Source organism: Aeromonas intestinalis (assembly GCF_054052485.1).
On the sequence record NZ_JBSTYK010000005.1, the window covers coordinates 262,039 to 280,021 of the forward strand.

Sequence of the window (17,983 nt, forward strand, 5' to 3'; positions counted from 1 at the left end):
GTGACGAACATCGGTGAATAGACAGCACCTGAGCCCGGTAGCGGATGGCCGCCCAGGCCATCCGCACGGGCTTCGCTAGAGCAGCCCCTGCCCCAGTCCCCTGAGCCTGTCGCTCAGGGTCCCCGCCAGCAGTTGCCGCCGCATGCCCTGCCCGGCCAGGGTCACCAGCAGCGCCCCGAGCAGGGGCAGACCGGCCCAGATGGCCCAGTGGAACTGCCACTGGCCGTCGAACCACCACCACTGCAGACCGAAGGAGCAGAGCTCCACCACCATGGCGGCGCAGAGTCCCGCCAGCAGACCGCTGGCCACCAGCTCCCAACGCAGCATCTTCTCAAGCAGTTTGCTGCCTGCCCCGAGAGTGCGCATCAGCAGCAGCTCCCGGCGCCGGGCGGCCATGCTGGCCTGGGTCTGGGTCAGCAGCACCAGCAGGGCGGCGACCGTCACCAGCCCCAGCATCAGCCCGAGGGCACGGCTCACCTGATCCGAGACCACGGTGAGGCGGGCGATCAGATCCTCCACGTCGATGAGGCTCACCGTGGGATGACGGCGGATCAGCTCCACTTCGGCGCCCTTCCCCTCCGCGGGCAGGCGATAGCTGCCGAGCCAGGTCTGGGAGAAGGGGGCCAGCACGTCGGCGGAGAAGATCATGTAAAAATTCGGCCTCATGTTGTCCCACTTGATGGACCTCAGGCTGGTCACCCTGGCCTCGAAGTCGCGCCCCTCGATGGTGAAACTGAGGATGTCTCCCAGCGCGATGCCCAGCTGACCCGCCAGCACCTCGTCCACGGAGACCTCCCCCTTGCCGCTGAACCACTGGCCCTCGGTCACCTCGTTGTCGGGGGGCAACCCCGCCGTGGTGGTGAAGTTGAGCTCCCGGTTCACCCCTTCCCGCGCCGCGTCCTCCCCCACCGCCTGACCGGCGATCTGGGTCAGGCGCCCGCGCACCATGGGATAGAAGTCCGAGGTGACGGCACCGGCCCGGTGCAGATCCGCCACTATGCCCTCCCGCTCCTCATCGGCCACGTTGACCAGGAAGCGGTTGGGGGCATCCGCCGGCAAGCGGGCGGAGAAGTCGTCGAGCAAATCTACCCTGGCCGCCCACAGCAGGCCGAACAGCATGAGCGCCAGCGCGAAGCCCGCCAGCTGGAACAGACCACTGCCTCGCTCCCGGGAGAGATGGTTGATGGCGAGGCGCAAGGCATGGGGCCCCTTGACCCGGCGGCCGAGGCGCAGCAGGCCGGAGGCGAGCAGCGCCAGCAGCAGCATCAAGACTCCCATGCCGCCGATGAGGCCGAGGGAGAGCCTGGCATCGGCGGTGAAGCCCCACACCAGTCCAAACAGGCCGAGCAGCCCCACCGGCACCGTCAGCCAGGGGGGGATCCCCGCCTCCAGCTCACGGCGCAGCACCCGCAGCGGGGGCACCTTGAGCAGGCGTAGGAAGGGGATGAAGGCCAGTAGCAGGGTGATGAAGAAGGCCACCGCCAACCCCAGGGCAAAGGGACGCCAGGAGGGAGGCGGCAGATCAGAAGGCAATAGATCCCCGAGCAGTTGCAGGGTCAGCCACTGCATGGCGCTGCCCGCCACCAGCCCGATGAGGGCCCCGATCAGGGTCAGAGAAAACAGCAGGCTGCCCATCAGTTGCCAGAGGGTGCGCCGGGAGGCGCCGAGGGTCTTGAGCAGGGCCACCATATTGGTCTGGCGCTCAGCGAAGTGGCGCACCGCTATGCCCATGGCCAGGGCCCCGAGCAGCACGCCCGCCAGTGAGGCGAGGCGGAAGAAGCGCTCCGCATTGGCCAGAGACTTGCCCACCTGGGAGCCCTGATCGTCCGGTTTGATCAGCTTCTGCCCAGCGCTCAGCTTGGGAGTGAGCCAGGCCTCATAGCTCGCGATAGCTTCTCGCGGCCCCTTGATGAGATAACGCCACTGCTGGCGGCTGCCCGGCAAGAGGGCGCCGGTCGCCTCGATGTCGGCACTGTGGATCAGCGCCCGCGGCGCCATCTGGAAGGGGCTGAAGCCCTGATCCGGCTCCTGGCCGAGTTCACCGGCGACCCTGAGGGTCGTGTTGCCCACCTCGAGCTCATCCCCGAGCCTGGCACCGAGCAGTTTCATCACCCGATCGGAGAGCCAGATTTCGCCGGGGGCAGGCGCCCGTTGCGGGCTGAGTTCCAGCTTGCCGTAGAAGGGAAAGTCCGCCGGCACGGCCCGGATGGAGGCCAGTTGCAGGTTGTCACCGTGAAACAGCATGCTGTTGAAACTGACCGTGGTCTGCACCGCCAGACCGTCCCGGGCGGCCTGTTCGAGCCACTCCCCCTGCGCCGGGGTGGCCGTGCGCAGCACCCGGTCAGCACCGATGAAGTCCCGCCCCGAGGCCTTGAGCCCCGCATCCAGCCTATCGGCCACCAGCGCCACACTGAGCACGCAGGCCACGCTCAGGGCCAGGGCCAGCACGAACCAGCGCAGTTCACCGCTGAAACCTTCCCGGCGCAGCAGTTTCAAACCCAGTCTCCACCTGCTCATGACGACTCCCTGACGCGGGCCACTTGTGACATGACCTCGGCCTCCAACCGTCCCGCCGCCATCACCAGCTGCCGCTGGCAGCGCTGGGCCAGCTCATGATCGTGGGTCACCACCACCAGGGTAGTGTTATGTTCTCTGTTCAGGCGAAACAGCAGTTCGATCACCTTCTCCCCCGTCTTGCTGTCGAGGTTGCCGGTGGGCTCATCCGCCAACAGCAATTGGGGACGGGTCATGAAGGCCCGGGCGATGGCCACCCGCTGCTGCTCACCGCCGGAGAGCCGGGGCGGCAGATGATGCAGCCGCTCGGAGAGTCCCACCTCGGCCAGGAGCTCGCGGGCCCTGGGCTCGCAGTCCACCTCCCCGCGCAGCTCGGCCGGCAGCATGACATTCTCCAGGGCGCTCAGGGTCGGCAACAGCAGGAAGGACTGGAAGATGAAGCCCACCTGCTCGGCCCGCAGCCTGGCGCGCCCCTCCTCATCGAGCCGGGTGAGGGACTGGCCGAGGATCTCGATGTCGCCGCTGCTCGGCAGATCCAGCCCGGCCAGGAGCCCGAGCAGGGTGGATTTGCCGGAGCCGGAGGCACCGACCAGCGCCAGGGTCTCCCCCGTGTTGACCTGCAGATTGATCCCCTCGAGGATGCAGAGGCTCTCCTGGCCGAGGCTAACCGTCTTGCCCAGCCCGTTGACTGTGATGATGGGGGTTGAACTCATGTTGCGTTTCCTGTGTGCTTGGGCCCTGAATGGCGGTGAATGATGAGCGTTGAATTCATGGCATTATTCCTGTTTACTCGGACCCTTGCTGAAAATCCATACCGGCGAAGCGGCAGGGTCATCATGACCAGGTCACGGGCGTGTCGACGCCATGGCAGGGTGGCCGTCATCCTGCCCCTTGCCGATAATCCATAGCGCCTGATGAATCGGGCCTTGCATGACATGATGGGAGTTGAATCCATGGCGCGTTTTCTGCTGGCCTTGAGTTGCCTGTACTGCTGGGTGTCCTCGGTGCAGGCCCAGACCCTGCTGGTACTGGGAGACAGCCTGAGTGCCGGCTATCAGATGCAGGCCGAGCAGAGCTGGCCTGCCCTGCTCAATGAGAAGTGGCAGCAGCAAGGGGGCGAACACAGGCTCATCAACGCCAGCATCAGCGGCGAGACGACCCAGGGCGGTCTGGCCCGCCTGCCTACCCTGCTCGAGGAGCACAAGCCGGACTGGGTGCTGATCGAACTGGGGGCCAACGACGGCCTGCGCGGCTTCGCCCCGGCCATCACCCGGGCCAACCTGAGCAAGATGCTGGCGCTGACCAAGGCCAGCCAGGCCCAGACCGTGCTGACCCAGATCCAGCTGCCCCGCAACTACGGAGCTCGCTACCTGCAGCAGTTCGAGCAGATCTTCCCGGATCTCGCCAAGGCCAATGCGCTGCCTCTGATGCCCTTCTTTCTGGATGATATTGCGCTGCGCCCTGAACTCATGATGAATGATGGGCTGCATCCCACCGCAGAAGCCCAGCCGCAGATCCGCGATCGGGTCGCGAGTTTCATCGAGCCCCTGCTGGCCCAGTCACCCGCAAAAGGCTAGTCCGCTCGTCGTCACGGCCAGCAAAAAGCCCCCGCCAAGGCGGGGGCTTTTTCATGTCGCAACTTCATGTTGCAACACTATGTTGCAACCTAGGCGCCAGCGCGGGGTCAAGCCCCCAGGATCTGGCGCAGTCGCTCCTGGGCCACCCCCACCAGCAGGTCCGGCTGGAACTTGGAGATGAAGCGATCGCAGCCCACCTTCTTCACCATGGCCTCGTTGAAGTTGCCGCTCAGCGAGGTGTTGAGGGTGATGAAGAGATCGGCCATGCGCGGATCGCTGCGCACCTCGTGGGTGAGGCGATAACCGTCCATCTCCGGCATCTCCGCATCGGTGATCATCAGCATGATCTCGTCGGTCACCTTCTTGCCCGCATCACACCAGCTCTTGAGCAGCTTGAGGGCCTGCAGGCCGTCCTGGCACTCGATCACCTCGAGTCCGAGCTGGGCCAGGGTCTCGCGCACCTGGTTGCGAGCCGTGCTGGAGTCATCGACGATGAGCACCCGGCGCCCCTGCATCTGGGGCAGGATATTGCGGTCGAGCACCTCGTTCGAGATGCGGATGTCGTAGGTGATGATCTCCGCCAGCACCTTCTCCACATCGATGATCTCGACGATCTGATCGACGTCCCCCTCGGGGATGCGGGTGATGGCGGTCAGGTAGTTGGAGCGGCCGGCGGAGCGCGGCGGCGGCAGTATGTCCTTCCAGGTCATGTTGACGATGTGGGCCACCTGCCCCACCAGAAAGCCCTGAATGGTGCGGTTGTACTCGGTGATGATGAGGTTGGATTCGCTGTCGATGGACATGGGGCGCATGCCGATGGCGCCGCGCAGGTTGATCACCGGGATGGAGGCCCCGCGAATGTTCGCCACCCCGCTGATGTTGTGGTGGGCCCCCGGCATCTTGTTGAGGTGGGGCAGCTTGACCACCTCCCGCACCTTGAACACGTTGATTGCAAACAACTGCTGGGATCCCAGGCGGAACATCAGCAACTCCAGACGGTTCTCTCCCACCAGCTGGGTACGTTGATCCACTGAATCCAATATGCTCGCCATATAAAGCCCTTAGGTCCGTTGCCCGAGTGCCGCCCCGTCTCGGGACGCCAAGATATCAATAGGAGCCGCATTCTCCCCTGCCGGGGCAACACGGTTCCAGATAGAAATAATGAAAAAGGTCGAGGAAAGATAGGGACTTGCGCCAGGGGCGTGATCTTCACCCCATCGCCGGTATGGCGTTGAACAAGCAGGCCCCAGTTCCCGCTATCCAGGGTTATCGACCAGAGTGGCGCAATACTGAACCGGGGATTTTCAAACCCGGTACCTGTCTGCCGCGCGCCCATAAAAAAACCGGCCGCGAGGCGGCCGGTTCAAAAATACAGTAGGCAGTCAGGGAATGACTTAGAAGTTGTACTGCAGTGCTACCGCTACGATGTCGTCGGTAGACTTGCCCAGGCTGTTCTTGCCGGTGGAGCCGACTTCGTCCAGCAGGTTGATCTTGTAATCAACGTAGGCGTTGAAGTTGTCGGTGAAGTTGTACCAGGCACCCACGGAGACGTACTCGGTGGAGGTGTCATCGATACCGTGGGCATCGTCTTTCACGTCAGTACGCAGGTAAGCCAGGGACGGCTTGAACTTCGGCGTGATGTTGTACTGCACGACGGCTTCGTAACCATCCATCTTCTCGGCGTAACCGCGCATGGCGCCGGTATCGACGAACATGTGGTCTTCACCGTGGGAGTAGGTGGCCGCCATGTAGAGGTTGCCGGCAGAGTACTTGGCGCCCACACCGAACAGCTTGGCATCGTCGTTGCCGCCGAAGCTCACGTTCTCGGACTGCTCGTCGGTCTTGCCAGCCTGGTTGTAGGCGGCACCCAGGCTCAGGCCCATGTCGAAGTCATAGTTGGCAGACAGGGCGTAACCTTCGGAAGAGCCTTTCGGGTTCCAGGTGCCGTTCGGGCCAACACGTTCGCTGCGGCTTTCGTTCTGCGGATCATTGTTGCCGGTGAACTGGGCGCCCAGAGTCAGGCCCTGCCAGTTGTAGATGTACTGAGCCAGGGCGTTGTTACGACCGGTACCGAACACGTCGGTGTCCTTGCCCAGGCCGTCACCACCCCACTCAGGCAGCACGTCGGTGTAGTTGTTCACCGCTTTGGTGAACAGACCGTCCTGGCGACCGTAGCTGAAGGCACCGAAGCGATCGTGCTTGATACCGGCATAGCCATAACGCAGCTCGTCGTTGTCAGAACCGGACACCGGCAGGTTGTACTCGGCGAAGCCGAATGCGGTCAGCTCGTCGTCAATCTTGGTCTCGCCGGCAATGTGCAGACGCAGGTAGCTGGCATCGCCTTCGGCGTCGTTGTCATCGGTACCGTAGTACATGCCGTTGACACGGCCGCCGATGTCCAGCTTGGAGCCATCTTGATCGTAAACAGTGGCAGCTTGGGCGCCGCCAGCCAGCAGCAGGCTGGAGATGGCCATGGTCAATGCTGTCTTTTTCATTATTAGTTCCTCTGGTGTAAACACTCTCTATCAGACCTGTGCTCGGTCGTTTGATCGGGTTTATGTTCCGATGACCTAGGGTAGATCCGGAAACCTTGACTGGAACTGAAGCGACGGATGATTAATTCGAAAACACCACGGGAAGGCTATTTTTTCCGACACAAAGTGTCGCCACCATTGACATGTGTCGACATTTAAATCTAAAAAAATGAATTTAATCGAAGCAAATGAATAATTAAGAAAGGAGATGGCAGTCGTTTATATCGACAACCATAGCATCCCCATGGTGAGAAAAGCATCTCCTTTATGATGTCCCCTCGCCATTCAGATAGGCTCCCATGCCTGCATGACGCCGAGCAGATCTTTCCAGCTGACGATCCCCACCAGGGCGCCCTCTTCCAGCACCGGCAGACAGGAGACATGTTTCTCCAGCATCAGCCTGGCGGCGGCCTGCAGGGTCTTGTCCGGGGAGATGGTGACGGGGTGGCGGCTCATGATCTGGTGGGCGCGACGATTGAGGGTTTCGGTATCGCGGGTCATCTCCGCATCGGTATCCAGATAGGGGCTGATGGCCCGCAGCATGTCTCTGTCCGAAATGACCCCGACCAGCACGTCCTCCTCCAGCACCAGCAGGTGGCGAAAGTGGGCCGCATCGAAGATCTCCTTGATGACATTGAGCCTGTCATCCATGGAAACCGTTGCGATCCGGGTCGTCATGATCTCTCTCACCAGCATGCCTGCCTCCTGCTACCTGACTGATGTCTCTGTTATGGCACGTTTTTCTGTCCGCAACCAGTCGGCGCCCCCCGCCTCCAGTGCATATTGGTGCCATTTCACGTAAAATCCGCGCCAGTTTCTCCCTTTCATTCGAATCAAGCAGATCCAACCCATGATAGTTGCCAGTCAAATCGAACTGATCCGCGGCGGCCGCACGCTGCTGGACAACGCCTCCGCCACCATACATCCCGGCCACAAGGTGGGTCTGGTGGGCAAGAACGGCTGTGGCAAGTCCACCTTCTTTGCGCTGGTGCGGGGTGAGCTGGCCATCGACAACGGCAGCTTCAGCCTGCCCGCCGGCTGGCAGATTGCGGGGGTGGCCCAGGAGACCCCGGCGCTGGACTGCTCGGCCCTCGAATACGTGATCGACGGCGACAGGGAGTTTCGCGCCCTGGAAGCCCGCCTCGCCCAGGCAGAGAAAGATGACGATGGCCTGGCGGTGGCAGAACTGCACGGCAAACTCGACACCATCGGTGCCTACAGCATCCGCGCCCGCGCCGCCGAGCTGCTGCACGGCCTCGGCTTTGGGGGCGATCAGCTCGCCTCACCGGTGAAGAGTTTCTCCGGTGGCTGGCGCATGCGCCTGAACCTGGCCCAGGCCCTGCTGTGCCGCTCCGATCTACTGCTCTTGGATGAACCTACCAACCACCTGGATCTCGACGCCGTCATCTGGCTGGAGAAGTGGCTCAAGGGCTATCAGGGCACCCTGGTGCTGATCTCCCACGACCGCGACTTCCTCGACTCCGTGGTGAATCGCATCATCCACATCGAAAACGGCAAGCTGAACGAATACAGCGGCGGTTACTCCGACTTCGAACTGCAGCGAGCCGAGCACCTCGCCCAGCAGCAGTCCATGTACGAGAAGCAGCTGCGGGAGATGTCCCACATGCAGGCCTATGTGGACCGCTTCCGCTACAAGGCCTCCAAGGCCCGTCAGGCCCAGAGCCGGTTGAAAGCCATGGAGCGGATGGAGAAGATCCTGCCCGCCCACGCCGACTCCGAGTTCAGCTTCGAGTTTCGCGAGCCCTCAGCCCTGCCGACCCCCCTCATCGCCATGGAGAACCTCTGCGCCGGTTACGGTGACAAGGTGATCCTGGAGAAGATCAAACTCAACCTGGTGCCGGGTTCGCGCATTGGCCTCTTGGGGCGCAACGGCGCGGGCAAGTCCACCTTCATCAAGATGCTGTCCGGCAGCAACCCGCCCCTGTCGGGCAAGCTGGAGGTGAGCGCCGGGGTCAGCATCGGCTACTTCGCCCAGCATCAGCTCGAAACCCTGCGCCTCGATGACACCCCCCTCGATCACCTGGCGCGCCTCGCGCCGGACAAGACCGAGCAGGAGCTGCGCAACTACCTCGGCAGCTTCGGCTTCCACGGCGACAAGGCACTGGACAAAGTCGCCCCCTTCTCCGGCGGCGAGAAGGCGCGGCTGGTGCTGGCCCTCATCACCTGGCAGAAACCCAACCTGCTGCTCCTGGATGAACCGACCAACCACCTGGATCTGGAGATGCGCCACGCCCTGACCATGGCGCTGCAAGGCTTCGAAGGGGCCATGGTGGTGGTCTCCCACGATCGCCACCTGCTGCGCACCACCACCGATGACTTCTATCTGGTGCACGGCGGCCGGGTCGAGCCCTTCGACGGGGATCTGGACGATTACCACAAGTGGCTGGGCGAGCAGGACAAAGAGTCCAGCGCCAGGCAAGGGGACGCCCCCGCCTCTGCCAACTCGGCGGTGGCGCGCAAGGATCAGAAACGACGCGAGGCGGAATTCCGGCAAGCGACGCGGCCCCTTCGCCAGAAGCTCGAGAAGCTCGAGGCCAACATGGAGAAGCTGCAAGCCAGGCTCGCCGATATCGAGAGCCAGCTGGCGGATCCCGCCATCTACGAGGAGAGCGCCAAGCCCAGGCTCTCCGAGCTGCTCAAATCCCAGGGGCCTCTCAAGGAGGAGCTGGAAGGGGTGGAACTCGAGTGGATGAGCCTCTCGGAAGATCTGGAGAGCCAGGAGCAAGCCTTCTTTGCGTGACACGGCGACCATGACGGACGAGCGGGTCCCCTGCCACGCGCTGCCGAGCCCCGTCGACTTCTGGCACTGGAGCGGCAAGCATTACGGCCAGCGCAGTCAGGACTGGTTGCAGGTGCAGACACTCGGCGGCAACGTCAACCTGGCCCTGCTGCTGCACCGGCTGGACCTGGACGGCATAGTCGTGGATCTGGGGGCCCTGCAGCCGGCCCTGATCCAGACGGAGGCGGTGCTGACGCCCTGGCGCACCCTGCGCCAAAATGCCAAGTCCCGGCTCGATGAGACTGAGTACCAGACCATGCTGGCCCACGAGCTGGAGCTGGAGCGGCTGCAACAGGGCGTCTTGCTGCAAACCCTGCGCGCCCTGCCCCTGTATCGGGGAGAGAGCCACAACCTGTTGAACTATCTAACGATATTGGGGGCCCAGCAGGGTCCCCTCAGAGACCTAATATGCTGAGCTATCGCCACGCCTTTCACGCCGGCAACCATGCCGACGTCCTCAAACACGCCATCCAGGCCCTGATCATCGAGTCCCTCAAGAAGAAGGAGAAGCCCTTCATCGTGCTGGATACCCATGCCGGCGGCGGTCTCTACGATCTGCGCGGCGACTGGTCCCAGAAGAAGGCCGAATATGTCGACGGCATAGGCCGGCTGTGGGACGAGCGGAGCCAATGGGCCGCCATGGCCCCCTATCTGGGCGTCATCGGGGAGATGAACCAGAGCGGTGAGCTGCACACCTATCCCGGTTCCCCCGAGCTCTCCCGCCGTCTGCTGCGCGAGCAGGACAAGCTGGCGCTGATGGAGCTGCACAACAACGAGGTGGAGGACCTGCGCGCCAACATGGGTTATGACCCCCGCGTCGCCGTGCACCACCGTGACGGCTTCGAGGGACTGGTGGCCCTGCTGCCGCCGACTCCGCGCCGCGGTCTGGTGCTGATCGATCCGCCCTATGAGCTCAAGGAAGACTACTTCGCCGTGGTCGATACCCTCAAAAAGGCACAGAAACGCTGGGCGACCGGCATCTATGCGCTCTGGTATCCCATCCTGGGGCAGGAGGCGGACAAGTCCCGCGACATGCTCAAAGCCATCAAGCGGGAGAACTTCGGCAATGTGCTGGTGGCCGAGCTGGAAGTGGCGGGTCAGACCGCAGATTGGGGCATGAACGGCTCCGGCATGTTGATCATCAGCCCCCCCTGGATGCTGGCCGAACAGATCGAGGCTTTCTTGAAGCCCCTGTGCGCCAAGCTGGCCCAGGGCGCCGGCGCCCAGTACAGGGTGGAGTGGCTCAACAAAATCGAGGAATAACGCCTCGCCTGCACGTCAAAAAGCCCCTCGCGGGGCTTTTTTATTGGCCTGGGTTTCTTGGCTCAGCCTCATTGCAGTCCTGACGATTGAAGCACCGGCTTGTCCCGCCACAGGGCCAGGATCACCAGCGCCAGCAGCGCCATGGGCGGAAACAGGCAGAGGATGACGCACAGAATGGTGATGAGCTTGGGATGCTCGCTCTTGCGGCGCGCCAGCCGATAGGCGATAAAGCCGATAGGCGATAAAGCCGACGATCACCATCAGCAGCAGAATGAAATATGCAGCCAAGGTAGAACTGATATTCATGAAAACTCCTTTTTTCATGGAAAAAACCAGTGTAACAATCAGCGCTCCCCCGGCAAGCCCCCATCTGGCAGCCACCACCAGGCCGATAGTTTTTCCCTATCACAACAATAAATGAGAATTATTTTCATTTAACTAATTTCCGAGGCATACTCTTCTCATCACCAGAGGGAGTCATCATCATGCTCAAGACCATCAGCTTCGCCTGCCTGCACTTCACCGTCGCCTTCACTTTGGCTTACCTGCTGACCGGTGAGCTGCTGACCGCCAGCCTGATCGCCCTCGTCGAGCCCGCCGTCAACACGGTCGCCTTCTACTTCCACGATCTGGGCTGGCACAAGTTCAAGCCCAATCACAGCCTGCAGGCCAAGACCAGCAGCTTCGCCGTCGTCCACTTCTCGGTGGCCTTCGGGGTCGCCTACCTGCTGAGTGGCGAACTGCTCACCGGCGGTGTCATGGCCATGCTGGAACCCACCGTCAATACCGTGGTGTTCTTCTTCCACGAGCGGCTGTGGCGCGCCCGCCAGCAACCCGCCCTGGCCTGATCCTCCCCTTTCGCAGCAAAGGCCGCCTGGGGCAAGAAAAGCCTCGGCGGCCCCGCCAGATTGTGCTCTAGTATGCGGGTCGTCCCTCACGTTGGAGCCTTTTCTCATGAACAAGCTATTGCTTGGCACCCTCTTGCTGATGCCACCGCTCACCCAGGCCGCCACCCCCTCCTTCGACTGCACCAAGGCTCACGGCAGCGCCGAACAGCTTATCTGCCAGGATGCCGGTCTGGCCGCCCTGGACAACGAGCTCGCAGCTCTCTATCCCAAGGCCATCGCCAACTTCTCCCCCGAACAGGTGAAGACGGAGCAGGCGCTGCAGCGCGGCTGGATCAAGGGACGCAACGAATGCTGGAAGGATACGGACCCCGGCAAGTGCATCGAAGCGAGCTACCAGACCCGCATCACCGAGCTGCAGATAAAGGGAGGCCAGCAGACGGTACCCGCCCCCATCCTCTACCAATGCGGCAAGGATCTGACCGTGACCGCCTACTTCTACAACGACACCAAGTTGCCCGTCTCCGTCATCAACCTGGGGCCGGATCAGCAGGTACTGGCCTATCAGGTGCCCAGCGGCAGCGGTGCCCACTACGAGGGACAGAACCTCAGCTTCTGGACCAAGGGCAAGGAGGCCATGCTCGAACGCTATGGCGAGCCCAAGCTCTCCTGCCAGGAATTGGGCAAGGGCAGCGATGAATAGACAACGCCATCACCGGCATGAAAAAGCCCCGCAGTGCGGGGCTTTTTGTTATCGACATTGACCTTGGCAAGCGGGGTTATTTCACCGCGACCGGCTCGAGGGCAGGCGTGTTGAACTCGCGCTCAGCTTCGTCGAAGCGATCCAGCATGGCCTTGGAGGGAGCCTTGTCCAGCAGGCTGAACACCACGATGGCCAGGGCGGAGAAGAGGAAGCCCGGGATGATCTCATACAGACCCAGCCAGCCGAACTGCTTCCAGACGATGACGGTCAGGGCACCGACCAGCATGCCCGCCAGGGCGCCGTTGCGGGTCATGCGTGACCAGAGCACGGAGAGCAATACCACGGGACCGAAGGCGGCACCGAAACCGGCCCAGGCATAGCTCACCAGACCCAGTACCCGGTTCTCCGGATTCACGGCCACGGCGATGGCAATCACGGCGATCAGCAGCACCATCAGGCGACCGACCCAGACCAGCTCCTTCTGGGAGGCGTTCTTGCGCAGGAAGGGCTTGTAGAGGTCTTCCGTGATGGCGCTGGAGCAGACCAGTAATTGACAGCTGAGAGTACTCATCACCGCCGCCAGGATGGCGGAGAGCAGCACGCCCGCAATCCAGGGGTTGAACAGGATCTTGGAGAGCTCGATGAAGACCCGCTCCGGGTTGCCGGTGACGCCGGCCGCCTGCTCGGTGAAGGTGCTGAAGTAGGAGAGACCGAAGAAGCCGATGGCCACGGCGCCGCCGAGGCACAGCACCATCCAGGTCATGCTGATGCGACGGGCGCTGGCCATGGAGTGGTGGGAATCCGCCGCCATGAAGCGCGCCAGGATGTGGGGCTGGCCGAAGTACCCGAGGCCCCAAGCCATCAGGGAGATGATGGCGATGAAGTCCAGGTTCTTGAACATGTCGAGGTTGCTGGCGTTCTGCGCCGCCACCTGCACCATGGCGGTGTCGATGCCGCCGACGGCGATGATGACGAACACCGGGGTCAGGATCAGGGCGAAGATCATCAGGGTGGCCTGCACCGTATCGGTCCAGCTCACCGCGAGGAAGCCGCCGAAGAAGGTGTAGGTGATGGTGGCCGCGGCACCGACCCAGAGGGCGGTGTTGTAATCCATGCCGAAGGTGCTCTCGAACAGGCGAGCACCGGCCACCACGCCGGAGGCGCAGTAGATGGTGAAGAACAGCAGGATCACCAGGGCGGAGAGGATGCGCAGCACCCGGCTCTTGTCTTCGAAGCGGTAGGTGAAGTAGTCCGGCAGGGTCAAAGCGTTGCGGTTCTTCTCGGTGTGAACCCGCAGCCGACCGGCGACCCAGCGCCAGTTGAAGTAGGCGCCGATGACCAGGCCGATGGCGATCCAGCTCTCGGAGATGCCGCCGATGAAGACGGCGCCCGGCAGGCCCATCAACAACCAGCCACTCATATCGGACGCACCGGCGGAGAGGGCGGTGACCCAGCTCCCCATGCGGCGTCCGCCGAGAATGTAATCGTCGAAGTTGCGAGTGGCGCGATAGGCGATGAAGCCGATCAGCACCATCCCGAGGATGTACACCAGGAAGGTGATAAGCATTGGGGTGCTAGCTGTCATGCAAAAACTCCGTAATGTGACTTTGTACCCGTTCTGACGACGGGCTCTTCCTTAAAAAACCGGCCTAGAGTAATCAGCAGATCCCATAAGCTCAACTGTTTTTAACAAATAAAAAACACAATAAAAACGTTTTCACACTAACTAATTAACCACTCAGGGATGAATTAGCCAGATATTATGCCACTGCCACAATGACTTATCCCAGCAACCCGGCTGGATGGACATAAAAAAGCCCCGGCCAGAGGCCGGGGCTTTTTGTTGCGCTGTTGGGATCAGCGGTTGATGGCGATGGGCATGCCACTGCGCTGTTCCAGCGCCTGTTTCACCAGCTGGGAATCGCTGTCGGCGTGAGCGATGAAGCGAGTCACTTCAGGCGTCATGGGCAGGGGGGCCGGCATGCTGGAGTTGAACTCGGCCTCATCCCGGGAGAGGGGCTGGTGCACTTCCAGATAGCGGTGACCATCGGGTTCGAGGGATGCCTTCATCGGCTGGTTGATGAACTGCACGCGCGTACCGACCGGCACCTGCTTGAACAGGTACTCGATGTCATCGTTACGCAGGCGCACGCAGCCGTGGCTCACCCGCAGGCCGATGCCGAACTGGGCATTGGTGCCGTGGATGGCGTACATCTTGCCGATGTAGAGCGCGAACAGCCCCATGGGGTTGTCCGGGCCCGCCGGCCAGACCGCGGGCAGAGTCTCGCCACGGGCGGCGTATTCGGCGTGCATCTTGGCAGTCGGGGTCCAGGTCGGGCCCTCTTTCTTGCGCTGCACGCTGGTCACCCAGTTCTCCGGGGTATCGGTACCGAGCTGGCCGATGCCGATGGGCAGCACTTCCACCACCTTCTTGCCCTTGGGGTAGTAATAGAGGCGCATCTCCGCCACGTTGATGACGATCCCCTCCCGCGGCGCATCCGGCAGGATCAGCTGATGAGGTACGACGAGCTTGTCACCGGCCTGCACCAACAGGGGATCCGCCTTGGGGTTGGCTTCCAGCATGTTAGTCAACCCCAGCTGGAATTTGGCCGCCACCGTCTCCAGGGGCTGGCCGCCTTCCTCGGCGGGCACCACGTACTCCGTGTTCTCGCCCACCAGACGGCTGTTGGCCGCAGGCAGGACATACTCGACGGCCAGGGCGGGTGCCGCAGCCAGGATGAAACTGCAGCAGAGCGTGGCGGCAGTGGCGTGAAGAAGCTTCATAGGATTCCCGTCATGGATAAGGTGAGTCAGTGCTCCGGTCCGATTGGGCGCAACAGGGCGCTCCAGGGGCCCGGAGAAGGCCGCCATTTTTCTCCCATGCGGGTAAAAATTCAACCGGCAAATGCGCGGATATTAAGCGCTGACCCATAACCCCGTCCCCTAGTCGTTGCCTGCCATCTCCCGTTGCCAGAGGCGCATATCATAACCTGTTGGCGATTGGTGCAACCGCAGATGAAACTGCCCAATAATGGCAAATAGGTGGTCGAAAATATCGGCCTGTATCCCTTCGTACTCGGCCCAGGCGGTGGTCGCCGTGAAGCAGTAGATCTCCAGCGGGATCCCCTCGCTGGTCGGGGCCAGCTGGCGCACCATCAGGGTCATGTCCTTGCGGATATTGGGATGAGCCCGCAGATAGGCATCCAGATAGGCCCGCAGGGTCCCCAGGTTGGTGAGGTGACGGCCGTTGATGGGGTAGTTGATCGCCTCGCTGAGCTGCTGGTTGTAGCTGCTCAGCTCCTGCTCCTTGCGACTGAGATAGGGGGCCAGCAGCTTGGCCTGCTTCAAGGCCACCTGCTCGTCCGGCGTCAGGAAGCGCACGCTGGTCATGTCAATGTTGACGCTGCGCTTGATGCGACGCCCGCCGGACTCCGTCATCCCCTGCCAGTTCTTGAACGAATCCGAGATGAGGGCATAGGTGGGAATGGTGGTGATGGTCTTGTCCCAGTTTGACACCTTGACCGTGGTGAGGCCGATGTCGGTCACCTCGCCATCCGCCCCGTATTTGTCCATCTGCAGCCAGTCGCCGACGCTGAGCATGCGGTTGGCGGAGAGCTGGATGCCGGCGACCAGACCCAGGATGGGATCCTTGAACACCAACATCAATACCGCGGTCATGGCCCCCAAGCCGCTGAACAGGATCACCGGGGACTTGCCCAGCAGCAGGGCAATCATCAGGATGCCCACCAGGATGCTGCCCACCAGTTTCACCCCCTGGAAGATGCCGCGCAGGGGCAGATCCCGCCCTATCCGGGTGTTGCGGCTGAGGGAGAGCATGCAGTCGAGCAGGGCAAACAGGGAGAGCAGCAGGAACAGCAGGATCCAGAGCTGAGTTACGGTCTCGATCAGCATCAGGCTGTCGGAGGCCCGTGGCAACCAGATCTCCGCCTGACCGAACAGCACGGCCCCCTGCAGCACGAAGGCGAGGCGGTGGAACAGGCGCTGCCGCAACTGGGGTGGCAACCACATCTGCTTGGTCTTGCCGAGCAACGCCACCAGGCGCACCAGCAGCACCCGGTGCAGCACCAGATGCAACACCAGCGAGGTCAGGAGAATGAAACTCAGGGCAATCACCAGGGCCATCAGATTGCTGACTTCGATCCCCATGCTACCCAACCAGTGAAAAAACGCGTCTTTCATCCCAACCTCCACTCATGAAACAGCCTGTCAGGGTACTTATCTCGCCCGTCATGTCAAATGACAAAACGCTCAGGCCGAGCCCAAAACGACAACGCCCGGCACAGGCCGGGCGTTGTGATTCAGCAAGATGGCATCAGCCAACCAGGCTCAGGGCATCGCGGGCGATCACCAGCTCTTCGTTGGTGGGCATCACCAGTGCCAGCGGGCTGTCTGCGGTGGTGATGCGACCCTCCCCACCCAGCACGGCGGCGTTGTTCGCCTCCTTGTCCACCTTGAAGCCGAACAGGGCCAGACGGGCCAGCACCATCTCGCGCACCATGGCGGCGTTCTCGCCGATGCCGCCGGTGAACACCAGGGCATCCAGACGACCGTCCATGGCGGCGGCATAGGCGCCGACGTACTTGGCCACCCGGTAGGTGAACACGTCCAGCGCACGCTTGGCCCCGTCATCGGTGGCGTAGTTGGTGGTGACATAGCGGCAGTCGCTGCTCGCCTCCGTCATGCCCAGCAGGCCGGATTCGCGGGTCAGGCAGTGGTTGATCTGATCCACGCTGTAACCCAGGTTGTCGTGCATGAAGAACACGATGGCAGGATCGATGTCACCGCAGCGGGTGCCCATGGCCAGCCCTTCCAGCGGGGTCAGCCCCATGGAGGTATCGACCGACTCGCCGCCACGGATGGCGCAGACGGAAGCGCCGTTGCCCAGGTGGCAGTTGATCATGTTGAGCTCGGACAACGGTTTGCCCAGCGCCTTGGCGGTCTCTTCGGCGATGAAGCGGTGGGAGGTACCGTGGGCGCCGTAGCGACGGATGCCGTGCTCTTCATACAGCTTGTAGGGCAGCGCGTAGAGGTAGGCCTCTTGCGGCAGGGTCTGGTGGAAGGCGGTGTCGAATACGGCCACGTTCTTCTCGGCCAGGGCCGGGAACACCTTCAGGGCGGCACGGATGCCAATGAGGTGAGCCGGGTTGTGCAGGGGGGCGAACGGGATGGCGGCTTCGATACCGGCGATCACGCCGTCATCGATGCGCACGGAGCGGGAGAACTGCTCGCCGCCATGCACGATGCGGTGACCGATGGCCACCAGTTGTTCGGCCAGGGCAGGGTCCTGGGGCAGGATCTGACCCACGATGTGGTCGAGGGCTTCCTGGTGAGCGGCACCCGCTCCCAGCATGGCTTCGCCCTTGACCCCGTGGAGTTTCCACTTGATGCGTGCATCATCCAGGTTGAAACATTCGGCCAGGCCGGACAGCATGTCCTCGCCTGTTTCGGCGTCCATTACGGCAAATTTCAGGGAAGAGCTACCGCAGTTAAGGATCAATACCAACTTGCTCATGTTCTACATCTTCCTGTGCTTCGGCTTGATGCCGACAGTGTCGTGTCATCCAAACAAGGATGGGATTCCCCTGCCGGGGGCTTATGGTCGCAGGAAAGTGCGTCCAATTTTTCAATTCGCTCGGTGCAGGCCGCAGGCGCGCTGCACTCATGAGGGGCTGGGCGAGCCACTGACGGCGGCCTCGTCCCGGGCGGGCACCTCGGCACCCGCGACT

General features: G+C 62.3%; 16 protein-coding genes. 6 read left to right on the plus strand and 10 right to left on the minus strand.

Annotated features, from left to right (window positions below; translation table 11 throughout):
- Positions 1-75: 75 nt before the first annotated feature.
- Both ACW5W7_RS08770 and ACW5W7_RS08775 read right to left on the minus strand, forming a co-directional pair.
- The gene (locus tag ACW5W7_RS08770; protein ID WP_456501443.1) at positions 76-2,517 is read right to left on the minus strand and encodes an ABC transporter permease; all 2,442 of its coding nucleotides are present in this window, start codon (positions 2,515-2,517) and stop codon (positions 76-78) included.
- Positions 2,514-3,227, minus strand: coding sequence for an ABC transporter ATP-binding protein (locus tag ACW5W7_RS08775; RefSeq protein WP_456501444.1), 714 nt, complete (start codon positions 3,225-3,227; stop codon positions 2,514-2,516). The genes ACW5W7_RS08770 and ACW5W7_RS08775 overlap by 4 nt, the downstream gene beginning before the upstream one ends.
- A 240-nt stretch (positions 3,228-3,467) precedes the next feature.
- Here ACW5W7_RS08775 and ACW5W7_RS08780 point away from each other — a divergent pair, with 240 nt between their 5' ends.
- Positions 3,468-4,091, plus strand: coding sequence for an arylesterase (locus ACW5W7_RS08780; protein ID WP_456501445.1), 624 nt, complete (start codon positions 3,468-3,470; stop codon positions 4,089-4,091).
- Positions 4,092-4,198: 107 nt separating this feature from the next.
- On the opposite strand, the gene ACW5W7_RS08785 is transcribed toward ACW5W7_RS08780, so the two are convergent.
- The 3 genes from ACW5W7_RS08785 to ACW5W7_RS08795 form a co-directional block, all read right to left on the minus strand.
- Positions 4,199-5,143: a chemotaxis protein CheV gene (locus ACW5W7_RS08785; RefSeq protein WP_456501446.1), complete on the minus strand. Its 945-nt coding sequence runs from the start codon at positions 5,141-5,143 to the stop codon at positions 4,199-4,201.
- A gap of 342 nt (positions 5,144-5,485) precedes the next feature.
- Positions 5,486-6,586, minus strand: a complete 1,101-nt coding sequence (locus ACW5W7_RS08790) for a porin (RefSeq protein ID WP_349919388.1) — start codon at positions 6,584-6,586, stop codon at positions 5,486-5,488.
- A 324-nt stretch (positions 6,587-6,910) separates the two neighbouring features.
- Entirely contained in the window at positions 6,911-7,321 is a 411-nt protein-coding gene (locus tag ACW5W7_RS08795; protein ID WP_434663945.1) for a CBS domain-containing protein, read from the minus strand.
- 154 nt (positions 7,322-7,475) lie between these two features.
- Here ACW5W7_RS08795 and ACW5W7_RS08800 point away from each other — a divergent pair, with 154 nt between their 5' ends.
- Genes ACW5W7_RS08800 through ACW5W7_RS08810 form a run of 3 tightly spaced genes read left to right on the plus strand, consistent with a single transcriptional unit; the run spans position 7,476 to position 10,688 of the window.
- Positions 7,476-9,386: an ABC transporter ATP-binding protein gene (locus tag ACW5W7_RS08800; RefSeq protein WP_456501447.1), complete on the plus strand. Its 1,911-nt coding sequence runs from the start codon at positions 7,476-7,478 to the stop codon at positions 9,384-9,386.
- A complete protein-coding gene (locus ACW5W7_RS08805) occupies positions 9,379-9,840 on the plus strand; it encodes a DUF2390 domain-containing protein (RefSeq protein ID WP_456501448.1) in 462 nt (153 codons plus the stop codon). The genes ACW5W7_RS08800 and ACW5W7_RS08805 overlap by 8 nt, the downstream gene beginning before the upstream one ends.
- A complete protein-coding gene (locus ACW5W7_RS08810) occupies positions 9,834-10,688 on the plus strand; it encodes a 23S rRNA (adenine(2030)-N(6))-methyltransferase RlmJ (protein WP_456501449.1) in 855 nt (284 codons plus the stop codon). The genes ACW5W7_RS08805 and ACW5W7_RS08810 overlap by 7 nt, the downstream gene beginning before the upstream one ends.
- Before the next feature lie 15 nt (positions 10,689-10,703).
- Here ACW5W7_RS08810 and ACW5W7_RS08815 read toward each other — a convergent pair whose 3' ends face one another.
- A complete protein-coding gene (locus tag ACW5W7_RS08815; protein WP_456501450.1) occupies positions 10,704-10,994 on the minus strand; it encodes a hypothetical protein in 291 nt (96 codons plus the stop codon).
- A 179-nt stretch (positions 10,995-11,173) separates the two neighbouring features.
- Here ACW5W7_RS08815 and ACW5W7_RS08820 point away from each other — a divergent pair, with 179 nt between their 5' ends.
- Both ACW5W7_RS08820 and ACW5W7_RS08825 read left to right on the plus strand, forming a co-directional pair.
- Entirely contained in the window at positions 11,174-11,536 is a 363-nt protein-coding gene (locus tag ACW5W7_RS08820) for a DUF2061 domain-containing protein (protein ID WP_349919396.1), read from the plus strand.
- A gap of 106 nt (positions 11,537-11,642) precedes the next feature.
- Positions 11,643-12,236 (plus strand): MliC family protein, encoded by a 594-nt coding sequence (locus ACW5W7_RS08825; protein WP_456501451.1) that lies wholly within the window; start codon positions 11,643-11,645, stop codon positions 12,234-12,236.
- Positions 12,237-12,312: 76 nt separating this feature from the next.
- Here the strand turns inward: ACW5W7_RS08825 and putP are convergent, their stop codons facing one another.
- The 4 genes from putP to ACW5W7_RS08845 all read right to left on the minus strand — a co-directional run bounded on the left by putP (position 12,313) and on the right by ACW5W7_RS08845 (position 17,769).
- Positions 12,313-13,821 carry a sodium/proline symporter PutP gene (putP, locus tag ACW5W7_RS08830; RefSeq protein WP_349919398.1) on the minus strand — a complete coding sequence of 503 codons (1,509 nt, stop codon included), beginning with the start codon at positions 13,819-13,821 and terminating at the stop codon, positions 12,313-12,315.
- A gap of 272 nt (positions 13,822-14,093) precedes the next feature.
- Positions 14,094-15,020: a L,D-transpeptidase family protein gene (locus tag ACW5W7_RS08835; protein WP_349919400.1), complete on the minus strand. Its 927-nt coding sequence runs from the start codon at positions 15,018-15,020 to the stop codon at positions 14,094-14,096.
- Between the two features lie 159 nt (positions 15,021-15,179).
- Positions 15,180-16,436 carry a mechanosensitive ion channel family protein gene (locus ACW5W7_RS08840; protein WP_456501452.1) on the minus strand — a complete coding sequence of 419 codons (1,257 nt, stop codon included), beginning with the start codon at positions 16,434-16,436 and terminating at the stop codon, positions 15,180-15,182.
- Between the two features lie 133 nt (positions 16,437-16,569).
- Positions 16,570-17,769 (minus strand): acetate kinase, encoded by a 1,200-nt coding sequence (locus tag ACW5W7_RS08845; protein ID WP_456501453.1) that lies wholly within the window; start codon positions 17,767-17,769, stop codon positions 16,570-16,572.
- Between the last annotated feature and the right edge of the window lie 214 nt (positions 17,770-17,983).